Consider the following 15,440-nt stretch of genomic DNA (forward strand, 5'->3'; position numbering starts at 1 on the left):
TGGCCGTCGTTACGACGTGGTGTTGGCGTCGCCGACCGTGTCGAAGAGCACTTCGAATCGTGCACCGCCCGCGTCGCTCTCGCCGATACGAACGAGCCATCCGTGCGTGTGGACGATCTGTCGAACGATTCCGAGTCCGAATCCATGCGCTCCGTCCTCCTTCGTGCTGACTCCCGTCTCGAAAATCGTGTCACGCATCGACCGAGGGATACCTCGACCGTCGTCCTCGACGAAGAACCCACGCCTCGACGGAAGCGTCCCCACACGAATCACGAGTTCAGCGTCGTCGTCCGTCGTCGCGTGCTGAATGGCGTTGCGAAAGAGGTTCTCGAAGAAGCGTTTCATTCGACTCTTGTCGGCCTCGACGACCGGCAGTTCGTCGAGTTCGAGTCTGACGGTATCGGTGTCCGACACGCACATCTCCCACGCGGCCGCGGCCGAGTCGGCGAGGGCGACTTCAGACAAGTCCATCGCCGCCCGTTCGTCGCAGGCCATCGAGAGAACGTCTTCGACGACTTCTGTGATTCGGCTGTGGGCGCGTTCGACGTGGTCGAGGTGTGACTGGTCACCGGTTTCGCGGGCGAGGTCGAGTCGACCCTGTGCGACCGCCAGCGGGCCGCGAATGTCGTGTGAGAGGACTCGAGCAAACGCTTCGAGACGGTCGTTCTGCTTGGCGAGTTCCTGTTCGCGACGGATGCGTTCTGTGAGGTCGGTCATCACGCCGAGGACGTTCGTGATACTCCCGTCTTCGTCGAACAGGGGGACTGCGCGGGCGGCGGCCCATCTGACGGTCTCACTCGCTTCGGGAACGAACCGGAATTCGAACTCGTAGCGGTCGTCGGCGGTTCCAGCCTCAATGTCGGCAAACAGCGCCCGGATTCCCCGTTCGAGGCGGTCTCTGTCGTCGACGTGGACGAGGTCCAGAAACGACATCGGGTCCTCGTAGAGCGTCTTCTGCGACCGACCCCAGACCTGCTCGAACGTGTCGTTGATGTAGACGATGTCGAACGCGTCCGGTTCGGAGAGAAAGACCATGTCCGGGAGCGACGAGATGATCTGTCTGGTGATGGGCTCTGACCGTCTGATTTCGCGTTCTGACGCCAGACGAGCAGTGATGTCAGTTGCTGCACCCACGACGATATCGTCACCGCCCAGCGACACGTGTCGTCCAGTTGTCTCCATCGAGATGGGGCGTCCATCCTTGGTCTCGGCGTCGATGGTGTACGTCACCGAGTCGAGACTGTCGTAGGTCCCTGGTCCGAGGCGGTCTTCGACGAGTTGCCTGTCAGATTCGGCCACGAGGTCGGCGAGTGGCTGACCGATGGCGTCCGACGCGCCGCACCCGAGGAGCGTCAAAAAGTAGTCGTTCGCGTACACCAGAAAGCCGTCGTGGACGAGGTAGAGTCCAACTGGCGACTGTTCGACGATGGCTTCGTACCACTGTCGCAGTCCCGTGCCATCTGCCGGCAGAGGACTGGCGGCGACGGCGGCCTCGATTCGGTCGACCAACGCAGCGACTGACTCGTTCGACTCGTTCTGTCCGTTCTTGACGTAGTCGGTCACGCCGGCGGAGATGGCGTCGCTCGCGACAGTTTCGGACCCGTGCCGAGTGAACAAGATGAACGGGAGCGCAGGATGTGACTCTCGGACCGTCCGAAGGAAGTCGATACCGGTGGTTTCGTCGAACGCGTACTCCGAGACGACGCAGTCGACTGACGAGGTCGACAATCGGTCGAGCGCCGCCGAGGGAGAGCAAACTGAGACCACGTCCATCTCTCCGTGTGTTCTGAGCCCTTCGGCAGTCGTCGCTGCGAACGCGCGTTCGTCGTCGACGAGGAGGACGCGAATGGGAGCGTCTGCACTGGAGACGTTCCCGAAATCCATACGATATGTTCACCTTTGTTGATAATAATCGTACCGCTGAATTCGGCCTGTGGCCGGCCCAAGTCGGACGCCTTTTGACGATGCACCAAGTATACGCCTGTAATTGAATGATCTCGAAGGGTTGCGAACAGTGCGCCATGGGCGGAAAGATGGTGATGTTCGTCTACGGGTACTGTGACCAGCGCGATTGCTTCTACTGCCCACTCGGCGAGAACCGCAAGAACGTGACCGACGTGTACGCGAACGAGCGACTCGTCGAGTCCGACGAGGACGTCATCGAGGAGGCAAAGCGCATGGATGCGCTCGGGTCGTCTATCACCGGTGGCGAACCCCAAGAGGCACTCGACAAGACCTGCCACTACATCTCGCTTCTCAAAGACGAGTTCGGCGAGGACCACCACATCCACCTCTACACCGGCATCACCGGTGGTCGAGAGAACATGCGCCGACTCGCCGAGGCCGGCCTCGACGAGATTCGGTTCCACCCACCGCTCGAACTGTGGGGCGACATGCACGGCACCGAGTGGGAAGACATCCTCTACATCGCTCGTGAAGAAGGACTCACGCCAGCGTTCGAGATTCCGGGCATCCGCGCCGAACCGGAGTTCCTCGAATTCCTCGACGAAGGTGCCGCAGAGTTCTGTAACATCAACGAGTTCGAGATGTCTGATGGCAATTATCGAAGAATGCAAGAGAAGGGCTACGAACTCCAAGAGGGCCACATGTCGGCCGTCGACGGGTCGAAGCAGGCCATCCTCGACGAGATGGGTGACCACGAGCGCGTCTACTTCTGTACCTCCGTGTTCAAAGACGCTGCCCAGCACCGCAACCGCCTGAAGCGGATGGCACAGAACCTCAGCCGCCCGTTCGACGAGATTACCGACGACGGCACCATCGTCTACGGCAAGACGTACACGCCGGCCGAGCGCTTCATCGAACTCGGCGTCCCCGACGAGTTCTACAGCATCAAGTCGAACCACGTCGAAGTCGCGTGGTGGCTTCTCGAAGAGATGATAGAAGAAGGCGACATCGAAGACGGCGAAATCGTCGAGCAGTACCCGACCTACGACGGGACGGTTGTCGAGCGGACGCCGCTTGCGTAGGCCAGTAGAGAACTGGCTCTGTCGAAACCCTCTGTTGCTGCTAGTTCGTCGAGGCAGTCCGAACAGTTAGGACAGGTGTTCGAACCTGTGTTGCGGCTACAACAGGTCGAGTATCCACCGGCTCAGATTGATAGCCACGAGCAACGCTCCTTCAAGCCGACCCAAGTACCCCCTCGTTCCAAGGAGAACGACGGTGAGCACGGAGAGTCCGAGTAACCACGTCGTAGTTCCGATAGCAGTCTCGGCGACTGCAATCGGCGCGACTGTCGATGTGACTCCCAGAATCAACAGAATATTGAACACGTTGCTTCCGATGAGGTTGCCGGCCGCGATGTCGCCCATCCCCTTCCGAGCGGCAGCAACAGATGCGACGATCTCCGGTGTAGAGGTACCGACCGCGACGATGGTTTCCCCGATTACCCACTCGGAGAGTCCCGCCGCCCGGGCAATGAACACTGCTGACTCCACGAGAAAGTGAGCACCGACGATGATAGCACCGAGCCCGCCAACGAGGAAGACGGCCGTGCCCAATGTGACTCCCGTTCCGTCATCCGACACCGGTGCTGGCGTATCGGTACGAACGAACAGGATGCCGAGATAGCCAGCGAACACGGACAACAGAACGATTCCGTCGAGACGGCTCACTCGGAGGTCCCACAAAATCGCCAGCAGTAAGAGCGTGGAGGCGACCATCACGGCTCCGTCCCGACGAACCATCCGGGCCGAACTCCGAACACGGACCACAGCGGCAATACCACCGAGAACGATTCCGATATTGAAGAGGTTAGAGCCGACGACGTTCGCCACCGCGATATCACCATTTCCAACGAATGCGGCGTCGATACTGACGGCGGCCTCGGGGGCCGAGGTGCCCATTGCGACCACCGTCAAGCCGATGACGAGTTCCGATAGGCCAAAGCGTCGAGCCACCTGAGCCGCATTGGAGACGAACGCCTCTGCCCCAATCCACAGCGCCCCGATACTGAGAACGAGCGTACCGACAGCGACGAGTTCGCTACTCGTCATCTGACGTTCTGTCTCGTGGATTGCTTCTCTGTCATGTCTGTCCACTTCAAAATCCACACAATAAACGCTTGCTCTCTAGCTACACCCACCAGAGACACACTCACTCCCTTCCTGACGACTGATTCACTAGAGTGGCGTCTTGTTGCATACACCCACTGTCTGTGTCACGCCGCCTCTGTCAAACTCTGAGGGTTTCAACAGAGCCCGAAAACTGACTGTCTCTGTCATTATTTCCGTTTCGCACGCGTGAGCGCGACGAACAGACTCGGTGCGAGCACGAGCACCACCGGTGCCATGACCGTCGCCTCCAGTGGAAGTCGCATTGACAGTCCGAACCACGCGACAGCGACGCCGACGACGACACCGGCAACGACGCCGAGGCGTTGCTGTCGGTACGTCGGCCGGAATCCACGGGCATCAGCGTAGAGTGCCCCCGAGAGTCCGATTACGAGACCGAGCACGGCGCTGAGTGACCCGACGAGGGGAGCGAACGCCACGAACGCCGCGCCGACGGCAGCACACGCAACGAGTGTCTGAATCGGAGAGAGCGGATTCACGTCGGCACCGAATCGCGTCGCGTAGGCGGCCGGGGGGAGGACGACGAGTGCAGCCGCCAAGAGGGCGGGGACGATGCCGACAGACGGTCGTTCGAGGAGCGCAGCGCCGACAGTCAACACGCCGAGGGCGACACCGATGCCGAGGATGAGCTTCGGCGGGAGTGCCTCGGACGGGTCGTCAGATCGGACGATGCCGAACGCGACGAACGGATAGCCGACGACGACGCCGAACAGGAGTGGTCGGAACAGTGTGCCGGTGAGGACGGCGGCAGAGACGGTTGAGGAGAGTCCGAGGAAGACGCCGATGAGGAGTGCAAACTCGGGGACACGTTCGGCCATGGTTCGGGGTTCGGGCGGGCGGCAGAAAGCGTTTCGACGGGTGAGGGCCTACCCGCAAGCGTTTAGAGTGCCCCTAGTGTACCTCCGCCCATGTCGGACTGTCCACTCGCGGACGAGTGCCCCAGTTTCTCGGAACGAATTGCCGGAATGGGGTGCCAATACTACGGCGACCGTGGCGGTGCTGAGTGGTGTGACCACTACGAGCGGCCCATCTACGAACTGAAGCAACAACCCGTCAAGCCGGGTGAGGAAGTCGTCGTGACCGTCGAGGACATCCACGAGAGCGGTGCCGGTGTCGGTCGGACCGAAGACGGATTCATCGTCTTCGTCGACGGCCTGCTTCCCGACGCGCGGGCAATCGTTCGCATCGATCAGGTCAAGGGAAGCCACGCTCGGGCGAAGAAAGTCATCGAGAGACTCCCGCTCGAACCCGAAGCAGAGGAGTCGGAAACCGAATCGACTGCAGACACCGGAACCACGTCGAAGAAGAGCAAGCGCACGGGACCGAAGCGCCCCGAAGCACTCGGAAGCAGAGACAACTTCTGGGGCGAGTAACGGCGCTTCGCCTTCGTCGACCAGTGGACAGTCAGCCTGCTGTATCTTTTTTCACCCCCGAGTCATATTCCGTGGTATGAGCGACGCCGGACCCGACGACGACGAGACGATTCCCGACGTAGACGAGTTACTCGACACTGCTGGGTTCGACCCCGAACAGAGTGTCCTCACCCGCCGTCAAGCCGAAGTCCTCGCGCTCCGCGAGCAGGGCGTCCGTCAGTCGACCATCGCCGACTCCCTCGGAACCTCACGGGCAAACGTCTCCAGCGTGGAAGCGAGCGCCCGTGCCAACGTCGAGAAAGCCCGTGAGACAGTCACGTTCGTCGACGCACTGACCGCCCCCGTTCGCATCGAAGTCCCCGCCGGAAGCGACCTCTACGACGTACCGAAGCGGGTCTACGACGCCTGCGACGATGCGGGCGTGAAGGTGAATCAGACGGCCCCCGACCTGATGAAAATCGTCTCCGACGCCGCCGGCGAGGCGGTGGAAGGCCGAGAAATCAAAGAACCGCTCTTCGTCGGCGTCACGAGTGACGGGCGTGTCCGCGTCCGCCGCCACGTAGACGCGGCCTGAGAGTCAGACTCGACTGTTCGAGCGACATCCACCGACCCTACGTTTTTACTCACGGGGGGTGTCGCGTCTCGCATGGACCTTGGAATCGACGGCGACACAGCGATTGTAACCGCGAGTTCGGCAGGCCTCGGCCGCGCGAGTGCCGAAGCACTCGCCGACGAAGGTGCGAACGTAGTCATCTGTGGACGCGACCCAGCGCGTCTCGAAGCGACCGAAGCAGCCCTGAGTGACCTCGCCGGCGATGTCGTCGGCGTCGAGACAGACATCACGAGCAAGAAAGAGATAGAGGCACTCGTCGAGGCAACCGTCGACGAGTTCGGCGGGGTCGACCACGTCGTCACGTCCGCGGGCGGCGTTCCGCCGGGCGGGTTCACCGACTTGACCGAGAAAGAGTGGTACGGCGCGTTCGACATGCTCGTGATGAGCGCCGTCTGGACCGTCAAGGCGGCCCGGCCCCACCTCGACGCGAGCGACGCCGGAACGATTACCTGCATCACCTCCACGACGGTCAGGGAAGTCGTCGACGACCTCATCCTCTCGAACGCGGTCCGGCGCGGCGTCATCGGCCTCGTGAAGTCGCTCTCGCGGGAACTCGCGCCTAGCGTTCGCGTGAACGCGGTTCTCCCCGGCGCACACGAGACGAGTCGCATCGAAGAGCTGGTCGAGGCGGCCGTCGAACGCGGCGACCACGACACCTACGAGGAAGGCCTCGCCGCGTGGTCCGACGAGATTCCACTGAACCGCGTCGGCGACCCGCGAGAACTCGGCGACGTAGTCGCCTTCCTCGCCAGCGACCGGGCGAGTTTCGTCACCGGTGCGTGCGTGCCCGTCGACGGCGGTCGGCTCCGGAGCGACTGAGTAGGACCACCTCGTTGAGTAGAACCGCCCCGCCGATTAGAACCGACCTTCTTCTTTCAACTGCGCGACCACCTCGCGGACGCGCTGCGCCTCGGCTTTCGGAACGACGAGCACGTTGTCGTCCCACGAGACCACCGCGAGGTCGGAGACGCCGACGAGCGAGACGTTCGTGCCGTCGGTGGCGACGACGTTGTCGGTGGCGTCGACGAAGAGAGAGTCGTCGCCGAGTGCGACGTTTCCGTTCTCGTCTGCGTCGATGATTCGAGCGAGCGCGTCCCACGACCCCAGGTCGTCCCACTCGAAGTGGACCGGGACGACTGCGGCGTCGGTGGCGCGTTCCATCACCGCGTAGTCGATGCTAATCGGGTCGACAGCCTCGAATCCGGAGTCTGGGTCGCCGTCGTCGAGCGCGTCGACGAGTGGTTCGAGCGGCGAGTCTCTGGCGGCGGCGAAGAGGGACTCGGGCGTCCACGCGAACATCCCGGCGTTCCAGAGGTAGCCCTGTTCGACGTACGACGTGGCAGTCTCTGCGTCTGGTTTCTCGTGAAATGCGACGAGGTCACGGTAGTCACCACGGTCTGCGCCGGGTTCGATGTAGCCGTAGCCAGTGTCCGGGCGGGTGGGGTCGACGCCGAACGCGACGAGCGCGTCGGTGTCGGCGGCGACGCGGGCACCGCGGGCCATGGCATCCGAAAAGCCCTCGCCGACGTGGTGGTCGCTCGGAAGGACGACGACGACTGGGTCGTCGTACAGGTCTGCGATGCGGTGGGTCGCGTAGACGAGTGCCGGGCCAGTGTCTTTCGCCGCCGGTTCGGTGACGACATCGGCGTCTGGCGCGTGGTCGGCTATCTGGTCGGCGAACGCCGGACGCGTCGAGACGACGACGTGGTCGGCGAACTCGGCACGGGAGACGGTTTCCGAGAGAAGCGACTGGTCACCGTCGAGCGAGAGGAACTGCTTGGGCCGAGTGCTCCGGCTCGCGGGGTAGAGTCGCGTGCCGGTGCCACCGGCGAGGACGAGTGCGACGATTGGGCGTTCCATACCCGAGCGTCACGCTACAGGCTCAAAGTTCTACCACGTCTCGACGATATCCTCGCGGATGTCTTCGACACAGCCCTGACAGTCCGGGTGGTCGGGGTCGAAGCAGGCGGGCCGGCCTTTGGCGTCGATGGCGACGGCGCGGCGCTCGACGTGCCGTCGACAGACGATTTTCGCCCGTCCTTCGCCATCTCGGGGAAGCGACTCGAAGCCATCTGACGACGAGTGGCCCTCACGGTAGGCGCGTTTGACCTCCTCGTAACGCTTGCCAGCGGTCCGGGCAGCGCTTCGGATGATGCTCTCGAGGCGGTCGTCCATGCACAGTGGTGTGTTCTCCGTAGCTATCAATTCCTCGCTCCAGTGAGGGCTTCACTTCCACTCCGCCTAGGACATTTTTATATCAATACGCATCCAAGCTCCGTATGCCTCCCAATGGAAACCAAGGTGGAGGCGAGGAAGACCATGACTGATTTGCGAACCCACGCAGCAGAGATAGCTGAACAGTTCTCGGACCACCTAGACGTGTCCGCAGACGAGGTCGAAGAGCGACTCGAGAGTCTCGTCAGTGAGTACCGCGTCCCCGTCGACGAGGCGCGCCGAAGCGTCGTCAACAGTTACCTCGACGAGGCAGGCATCGACCGCGACGAGCTCGGCGGCGGCGCCGGCGGCAACGAACAGACCCTGCTCAACGACATCGACGAAGACGAGCAGTGGGTCGACGTGACCGCGAAAGTCGTCGAACTCTGGGAACCCCGGAGTGACGCCATCGCACAGGTCGGCCTGCTAGGCGACGAATCCGGCCGGATGAAGTTCGTCTCCTTCACCACGTCCGAACTTCCCGAACTCGAAGAAGGGAAGTCGTACGCGCTCGGGAACGTCGTCACCGACGAGTACCAGGGCAACTTCTCCGTGAAACTCAACCGCACGACGAGCATCACGGAACTCGACGAAGAGGTCGAAGTCGGCGACGACTCGACGAGCGTCGAGGGCGCGCTGGTCGACATCCAGTCCGGGAGCGGTCTCATCAAGCGCTGTCCCGAGGAGGGATGTACGCGCGTGCTACAGAACGGACGCTGTTCCGAACACGGCAACGTCGAAGGCGAGTTCGACCTTCGCATCAAGGCCGTGCTCGACGACGGCACCGAGGTCCACGAAGTCATCTTCAACCGCGAGATGACCGAGGAACTGACCGGCATCGAGCTGGACGAGGCGAAGCAGATGGCCATGGACGCCCTCGACACCACCATCGTCGAAGAGGAGATGCGCGGCGACCTCGTCGGGTACTACTACCGCGTCACCGGCCCGACGCTGGGTCGCTACGTGCTCGCGAACGAATTCGAGCGCCTGCGCGACCCGACAGATGCTGAAGAACTGCTCATCAAAGCGAGGTCGATGTAAATGAGTTCCAACGAGATTCCAACCCGAGAGGTCGCCCGGCGCGTGTTCGCACAAGAGTTCAACGACGCTGGTTACACGTTCAAAGAGTCCGAAGACGAACGCGCACCCGCCTACGTGCTGCTCCCGACGGGCGAACGCGCCAACCGTGTCTTCCTCGTCGGCACTCTCACCGAGAAAGACGACGTCGGCGAAGACAACGAGTACTGGCGTGGTCGCATCGTCGACCCGACGGGGACGTTCTTCGTCTACGCCGGCCAGTACCAACCCGAGGCCGCCAGCGCACTTCGTGACCTCGAAGCGCCCGCGTACGTCGCAGTCGTCGGCAAACCGCGGACCTACGAGACGGACGACGGGAACATCAACGTCTCCGTCCGTCCCGAGTCCATCACCGAGGTCGACGCGGCCACGCGTGACCGCTGGGTGACCGAGACTGCCTCGCGAACGCTCGACCGCATCGACGCGTTCGACGACGAAGGCAACGAGTACGCCCTGATGGCCCGCGAACACTACGACTTCGACCCCGACGTGTACAAAGACGCCGCCATCGCGGCACTCGAAAGCCTCGAACAGGCCGACGAACTGAGCGCGTAACTCGCCCCCGAGGCGACGCGCCAGCAACTCGGCCCACACAGACGGCCCATTTCCACCGTCACACGCCCTTTTTCGAGCAGTTGCCCGGCGAGCGTCGGCCTCGTCTGACAAAACGTTAAGTGGTCGGCCTACGGACCGAGCAGTATCATGGGCAACAAGAATAAGACCATCTCGTTCCGCGTCAACGAAGACGCGTTCGAGACACTTCGGGAGATAGCCGAAGAGCGGGACATCTCCCTGTCCGCCGTCTTCCGCGACTACGTGGACACGTTAGTTGCCCACGACGGTCAGGTGCAGGTCGTCCCCAAACACGAACTGGAGAAACTGCGCGAAGGCGACGACGAGTCGTTCCCGCCGACCGTCCAAGTGCCGAAGAGTTTCATCCGCGAGCACGAGCGCCTCGAACTGGAGGCCGAACACCTGCGTGAGCAACTCGAAGAGCACAAAAGCTACGTGAACTACCTCCGCGAGCAACTCGACCGCGACCGTGACGACGTCGAGGAGGTCATTCAATTGGAAGACCTCGACGCTCCCGGCGAGGAACACTCGTTTCGACTTGGATAGCTGACGACTCGGTCGGCGACGACCACCCGAATCTCTTCCTTAGCGAGGGCCGACGAGGTCTTTTTTCGCCCGTCGCGCTTCGTCCAGCATCTCACAGTCTCCTTCGACGTCTGCGAGTGCTTCGACCGATTCGAGCGTCCGAACCGCGTCGTCGAGGAACGAGAGCACGTCGCCGGGGTAGGCGTACACCATGTACTCGTCGCTCATCACGTCGACGATGGCGTCGGGGCCGAGTCCCTGCGCCCGCAGTTCGAGGAGGTAGGTGATGAACTGCCGTTCTGGATAGCCCGTGTAGATGTCGTCGGAGTTCTCGCAGTCGAGGAAATCCTCCGCGAAGTCGAGCAGACGGTCACGGGTCGCCCCGTTGACTTTCGAGAGGCCCTCACCGGAGTAGAGAACTTCGAGCGTTGCCCCGCTGAAGACGCGCTTCGGGATGTTCGCATCTAGTTGCGAGACGATTTGGCGATGGTTTTTGAGATAGATTTTGTCCGTGATAGCCACGCGTGGAGGGTGCTACGATGCTGACGAGCAAAAGATTCCCGCTCTCGTTGGGACGCACGGAGCCAGCCTGGTTCGAACGCAGTCTGCGGCGAGGCCTCCGGTCTGGACAACCGGCTATATTCCTGTCGCGTGCGTACTAGGTTGGATGGAAACGAGTCGTATCGGTATCCTCGGCAGTGGAGACGTCGGAAGAGCGCTGGGGCGAGGGTTCGCACGTCACGGATGGGACGTGAAACTCGGTACTCGAAATCCAGACGAACTTCGAACGGAACTCGGGCCTACCGAAGCGGACATCTCCGTCGGGACCTTCGCGGAGGCCGCGGCCTACGGTGACGTGGTTATCCTCGCTGTGCTCGGTGACGCCGCAGAAGCAGTCGTCGAGTTAGCTGGGGAAGCGAACTTCTCGGGGAAACTCGTGCTCGACGCCACGAACCCGCTCGACTTCTCCAGCGGCGTCCCGCACCTCTCACTCGGTGGGACAACGTCTCTCGGCGAACGGATTCAAGAAGCCCTCCCAGAGGCATCGGTCGTGAAATGCTTCAACACGGTATCGAACATGCAGATGGTCGACCCGGAGTTCGAAGCGGGGACGCCACCGATGTTCATCTGCGGGAACGACGACGATGCCAAAACGCAGACGGAAGCGATACTCGTCGAACTCGGATGGCCGGGTGCGATGGACGTCGGCGACATCACGTCGGCCCGCTATCTGGAGGCGCTCGTCCCGTTGTGGGTTCGTGTCGGGTCGAATCTGGGGACGTGGAAGCACGCATTCACAGCAGTGCAGTAGAAGTGTGGTCACGAGTCGTGGGACTTGTGACACTGTGAGACCCTCACACCCCGCCCCCGTAGCGTAACGTATTTTAGTCGTAGCGGATTACAGATGGTTGCAGCGTGTCCGGGTTGGGGTAGTGGACTATCCTTCAGCCTTGTGGAGGCTGAGACGCGGGTTCAATTCTCGCACCTGGACCTCTTCTACAAATTTCACTCGGTGAGCACCGCGTAGCGTGTGCGAACCACGCTGAAATTTGGTGTGAGGTGTGACTGCGAGAATGAACTCGGGAGCGGCGCGAACGAAGTGAGCAGAGTGACCAAAGTTCAATTCTCGTGCGACGCCCCCTCCGTCCGACTCTGGACCTGTCAGGAGAAAATATAACCGACAGTCAACCGGAGATGCCACTGATGGATGACGACCTCCTTCCTCGTACAAAGCAGTATTCGATTGTGCACCGTGACCGGTGGAAACCGCCTGGACACCCCGATGAGGAGGTCAAGCAGTACGAAACCGACGACCTCGACGACGTCCCAATTCCTCCGGAAGGTTTGGGTATCTCGGTTCTGGCATACGACACTGATGGGAATATGTGCGAGTTGTCTGAAAGGGACTGAGCCCAAGAAGCCAAAGAATCCGTCAGAAGCGTCGTAGAGGGCTTGGTATCTGACGAGTAGTTTTCCTAATTTGGGGATGTAGTGATACCACAACCACCCTGCGGTAGAGTAATCCATGTGTGGATAGAAGCTGTACGAAATGTCTGGTAGCAAGCAAAACAGGACTCCCGAAGAACAGCAGATAATCGATAAAGTGGCAGAACGGAAAGGAAAAGAGTACGCGGAGGAACACGCGGAACTGATTCTTCTTCAAGCCCGACGAGTGGGCTCACTATAGCTAATCTAAACCCCCGACGTCGTAACGTTCCTTACCCAGATCAGACGAAAGAGGGAATCTACTCCAAGAATCCATGCGCTCCGCCACGCGATTTCTCGTCCTCTTCGCGGTCCTCCTCTCAGCAGGGTGCCTCGGCGCCGCACCGACTGCCGACCAGACGCAGACGGTGACCACCACAGCAACCCCAATACCGACCGAGACACCGACGCCGACACCTCCAATCAGTGAACGGGAAGCACTCAACCGGGCGACCACGTACCACGAGAAACAGACCGTCGACATGGTCGACCACTACGACAGCTACAGTGTGGGACTGCCAACTGCGCGGGTGACAGACCGGACAGGAGCGGGCGTGTACGTCCACGTGCAACAAGAGTACTCGTACACGACCGAGACGACAGAGGCAGACGGGGTGAACGAGGCGACGTATTTCGTCAACGAGACGGTGATTCGGCAGACGTACTGGTAGCTCACAGCGAACAGGGGACGCGATAAAAATCGGATCGCAGTCAGGCCGAGACTGCGGACCTCAGGATAGACTCTGAAGTCAGTTCTCTCTCGTTCGTCTTCACCGCGTATTTCTGAACGAACCGTTCGAGTTCGTCTTCGCCCTCGGAGTAGGCCGAGAACTTACAGTGTACCCCGCCTCGCGGCAGACGATTGGTTAAACATTTCTGACACACCACCCCCGTCGTATGGTAACATACCACTTTGTTGAGCATAGGCTTTGTGGAGCCGTGCACACTGGTCGCTGGAGTCGCCGACAGCCCACTCAAAACGAGTACGCCTATCTCTCAGCGATGCGACCAGACAGCCATGCAGGTCGCCATCCTCACTGTGGGCAACGAACTCCTCGCGGGCGACATCGAGAACACGAACGCGACGTGGATAGCCCAGCGACTCACCGAGGGTGGCGCGACAGTAACGCGAATCCAGACAGTTCCAGACGACCACGAGGTAATCGCGGACGTGGTCGCGGAGTGGAGCACCGCGTTCGACGCAGTCATCGTCACCGGTGGCCTCGGCGGGACACCGGACGACATCACGATGAAAGCCGTCGCGGCCGGTGTCGACCGGGCGTTCGTCGTCGTCGACGAGGCGGCCGAACAGGTCGAAACGACCATCGCGGCCATCCTCGAACGGCGCCCCGATATCGACTTCGACCTCGATGTTGCGTGGTACGCCTCCATGCCCGAGGGCGCCGAGGTACTGCCGAACGGCGAGGGCCTCGCACCCGGCTGCCGGGCAGGGAACGTCTACGTCCTGCCGGGCATCCCCGACGAGATGAAGCCGATGTTCGACTCGATTGCCGACCGATTCGTCGGCGACCGCGTGTCCCGTGAGTTCTACGCCGACGCACCGGAGGGTGCGGTCGCTCGCGAACTCGGGCTGGTCGCCGAGCAGTTCGGGGTCGAAGTCGGCAGCTACCCGAATCGTGGGGGGCCAACACGAATCAAACTCTCTGGGTTCGACCCCGCCGTCCTCGACGACGCCGTGACGTGGGTGTGGGAAAACGCGACGGTCGACCTCTACGAGAGCGAAGCGGCAGTCGAGCGGGCACGAAGAAGCGAGCAGTCAGGGTAGTGGTCAGCGAAGTTGCGGCAGGCCACCTTCGCTGCGTGGCATCGCGTCGAGTGAGCCACGACTGCGGATGATATTGAAGGCAGTCACGAGGTCCGACCGCGAGACCAGACCGACGAGGTTCCCCTGTTCGTCGACGACCGGCAGTCGGCCGACGCTGTGTTCCTGCATGAGGGCGATGGCGTCCATCGCGTCTGCGTCGGGGTCGATGGTCGCGAGTTCGTCGCTCATGATGTCTTCGACGCGGTAAGCGTCGCGTTCGACTTCCCTGACGCTACGGGCGTCGTCGAGTGTGACCATGCCGACGAGGTCACCGGCGCGGAGGACGGGGTAGCCGGTGTGTCGTTCGACGAACATCCGTTCGAGGAGTTCCGCGACGCTCGTCTTCTCGTCGACGACGTCGAGGTTCTCACGGGTGGTCATGATGTCGTTGACGACGACGTCCTGGAACGTCGCTTTGAGCACGGTCTGTTGGGCCTCACCGGACGCGCCCATGTAGATGAAGAAGGCGAGCGCGACCAGGAAGAGGTTGAAGAACAGCCCGAAGATGCCGAGCAGGAAGGCGAACACTTTCCCGACTTCCGCGGCCATCTGCGTCGCCTTTGCGTGTGGGCGGTTCCGTGCGAGAAGTGCACGGAGGACGCGGCCACCGTCCATCGGGAACCCGGGGAGCATGTTGAACACCGCGAGCGAGATGTTCATCAACGCGAGATAGCCGGTGACGAACTTCAAGGGAGCCAGGGACTCCGGGGTTGCAATAAACCCGGCGTACGCAACGATGCCGATGGCGACAGAGACGAGCGGTCCGGCGACGGCGATGGTGAACTCCTGTTTCCAGTCTTCTGGAATCTCCTTGAAGCGGGCGACACCGCCGAAGAGCCACAGCGTGATAGACTCGATCTCGTAGCCGTATCGCATGGCGACGAGCGAGTGGCCGAACTCGTGGAGGAGGACGCCACCGAACAGGCCAATGGCGGCCGCACTCCCGAGAATCCACTGGAGAGAGCCATCAGAGAGGGCGGCCCCGTCGATGGAGGCGCCGAAGAGGTCGTTGATGAGAAGGGAGAGATTGCCGACGTCAGACCCGATGAGCCACGCGAAAAGCGGGAGGATGAGCAGGAACGTGAGGTCCAACCTAATCGGGATGCCGAAGGCGCTACCGATGCGGATTCCTCGCATACCGGTACTAGTCACGCAGGGGGCTT

General features: G+C 61.7%; 18 protein-coding genes and 1 tRNA gene. 12 read left to right on the forward strand and 7 right to left on the reverse strand.

Annotated elements, in window-relative coordinates:
• Nucleotides 1-9: 9 nt before the first annotated feature.
• Nucleotides 10-1,884 (reverse strand): PAS domain S-box protein, encoded by a 1,875-nt coding sequence (locus tag GJR98_RS02035; RefSeq protein ID WP_151134959.1) that lies wholly within the window; start codon nt 1,882-1,884, stop codon nt 10-12.
• Nucleotides 1,885-1,991: 107 nt separating this feature from the next.
• Here GJR98_RS02035 and GJR98_RS02040 point away from each other — a divergent pair, with 107 nt between their 5' ends.
• Entirely contained in the window at nt 1,992-2,987 is a 996-nt protein-coding gene (locus GJR98_RS02040; protein WP_151134961.1) for a radical SAM protein, read from the forward strand.
• A 96-nt stretch (nt 2,988-3,083) separates the two neighbouring features.
• Here the strand turns inward: GJR98_RS02040 and GJR98_RS02045 are convergent, their stop codons facing one another.
• Complete coding sequence (locus tag GJR98_RS02045; RefSeq protein WP_151134963.1) at nt 3,084-4,013, reverse strand: calcium/sodium antiporter; 930 nt, start codon at nt 4,011-4,013, stop codon at nt 3,084-3,086.
• A gap of 227 nt (nt 4,014-4,240) precedes the next feature.
• Nucleotides 4,241-4,909, reverse strand: a complete 669-nt coding sequence (locus GJR98_RS02050) for a hypothetical protein (protein ID WP_151134965.1) — start codon at nt 4,907-4,909, stop codon at nt 4,241-4,243.
• A gap of 90 nt (nt 4,910-4,999) precedes the next feature.
• Between GJR98_RS02050 and GJR98_RS02055 the strand changes: the two genes are divergently transcribed.
• The 3 genes from GJR98_RS02055 (at nt 5,000) to GJR98_RS02065 (ending at nt 6,896) form a co-directional block, all read left to right on the forward strand.
• A complete protein-coding gene (locus tag GJR98_RS02055; protein ID WP_151134967.1) occupies nt 5,000-5,464 on the forward strand; it encodes a TRAM domain-containing protein in 465 nt (154 codons plus the stop codon).
• Nucleotides 5,465-5,540: 76 nt separating this feature from the next.
• Nucleotides 5,541-6,038 (forward strand): Tfx family DNA-binding protein, encoded by a 498-nt coding sequence (locus GJR98_RS02060; RefSeq protein ID WP_151134969.1) that lies wholly within the window; start codon nt 5,541-5,543, stop codon nt 6,036-6,038.
• Nucleotides 6,039-6,110: 72 nt separating this feature from the next.
• Nucleotides 6,111-6,896 (forward strand): SDR family oxidoreductase, encoded by a 786-nt coding sequence (locus tag GJR98_RS02065; RefSeq protein ID WP_151134971.1) that lies wholly within the window; start codon nt 6,111-6,113, stop codon nt 6,894-6,896.
• A gap of 36 nt (nt 6,897-6,932) precedes the next feature.
• On the opposite strand, the gene GJR98_RS02070 is transcribed toward GJR98_RS02065, so the two are convergent.
• Nucleotides 6,933-7,937: a mannose-1-phosphate guanylyltransferase gene (locus GJR98_RS02070; protein WP_151134973.1), complete on the reverse strand. Its 1,005-nt coding sequence runs from the start codon at nt 7,935-7,937 to the stop codon at nt 6,933-6,935.
• 30 nt (nt 7,938-7,967) lie between these two features.
• Complete coding sequence (locus tag GJR98_RS02075; RefSeq protein ID WP_151134975.1) at nt 7,968-8,252, reverse strand: DUF7091 family protein; 285 nt, start codon at nt 8,250-8,252, stop codon at nt 7,968-7,970.
• Nucleotides 8,253-8,396: 144 nt separating this feature from the next.
• Here GJR98_RS02075 and GJR98_RS02080 point away from each other — a divergent pair, with 144 nt between their 5' ends.
• The 3 genes from GJR98_RS02080 (at nt 8,397) to GJR98_RS02090 (ending at nt 10,487) form a co-directional block, all read left to right on the forward strand.
• A complete protein-coding gene (locus GJR98_RS02080) occupies nt 8,397-9,332 on the forward strand; it encodes a replication factor A (protein WP_151134977.1) in 936 nt (311 codons plus the stop codon).
• Entirely contained in the window at nt 9,333-9,923 is a 591-nt protein-coding gene (locus tag GJR98_RS02085) for an RPA family protein (protein ID WP_151134979.1), read from the forward strand.
• 147 nt (nt 9,924-10,070) lie between these two features.
• Entirely contained in the window at nt 10,071-10,487 is a 417-nt protein-coding gene (locus tag GJR98_RS02090; RefSeq protein WP_151134981.1) for a ribbon-helix-helix protein, CopG family, read from the forward strand.
• Between the two features lie 39 nt (nt 10,488-10,526).
• Here GJR98_RS02090 and GJR98_RS02095 read toward each other — a convergent pair whose 3' ends face one another.
• Nucleotides 10,527-10,988 (reverse strand): DUF5814 domain-containing protein, encoded by a 462-nt coding sequence (locus GJR98_RS02095; RefSeq protein WP_151134983.1) that lies wholly within the window; start codon nt 10,986-10,988, stop codon nt 10,527-10,529.
• 145 nt (nt 10,989-11,133) lie between these two features.
• On the opposite strand from GJR98_RS02095, the gene GJR98_RS02100 reads away from it, so the two are divergent.
• The 5 genes from GJR98_RS02100 to GJR98_RS02120 all read left to right on the forward strand — a co-directional run bounded on the left by GJR98_RS02100 (nt 11,134) and on the right by GJR98_RS02120 (nt 14,238).
• Nucleotides 11,134-11,778, forward strand: a complete 645-nt coding sequence (locus GJR98_RS02100; RefSeq protein WP_151134985.1) for an NADPH-dependent F420 reductase — start codon at nt 11,134-11,136, stop codon at nt 11,776-11,778.
• A 107-nt stretch (nt 11,779-11,885) separates the two neighbouring features.
• Nucleotides 11,886-11,958, forward strand: a tRNA-His gene (locus GJR98_RS02105).
• A gap of 212 nt (nt 11,959-12,170) precedes the next feature.
• Entirely contained in the window at nt 12,171-12,377 is a 207-nt protein-coding gene (locus tag GJR98_RS02110; RefSeq protein ID WP_151134987.1) for a hypothetical protein, read from the forward strand.
• Between the two features lie 350 nt (nt 12,378-12,727).
• The gene (locus GJR98_RS02115; protein WP_151134989.1) at nt 12,728-13,123 is read left to right on the forward strand and encodes a hypothetical protein; all 396 of its coding nucleotides are present in this window, start codon (nt 12,728-12,730) and stop codon (nt 13,121-13,123) included.
• A gap of 347 nt (nt 13,124-13,470) precedes the next feature.
• Nucleotides 13,471-14,238, forward strand: a complete 768-nt coding sequence (locus GJR98_RS02120) for a competence/damage-inducible protein A (RefSeq protein ID WP_151134991.1) — start codon at nt 13,471-13,473, stop codon at nt 14,236-14,238.
• A 3-nt stretch (nt 14,239-14,241) separates the two neighbouring features.
• On the opposite strand, the gene GJR98_RS02125 is transcribed toward GJR98_RS02120, so the two are convergent.
• A complete protein-coding gene (locus GJR98_RS02125) occupies nt 14,242-15,414 on the reverse strand; it encodes a CBS domain-containing protein (RefSeq protein WP_151134993.1) in 1,173 nt (390 codons plus the stop codon).
• Nucleotides 15,415-15,440 lie beyond the last annotated feature (26 nt).

Source organism: Haloferax marinisediminis (genome assembly GCF_009674585.1).
Classification (GTDB): Archaea; Halobacteriota; Halobacteria; order Halobacteriales; family Haloferacaceae; genus Haloferax; species Haloferax marinisediminis.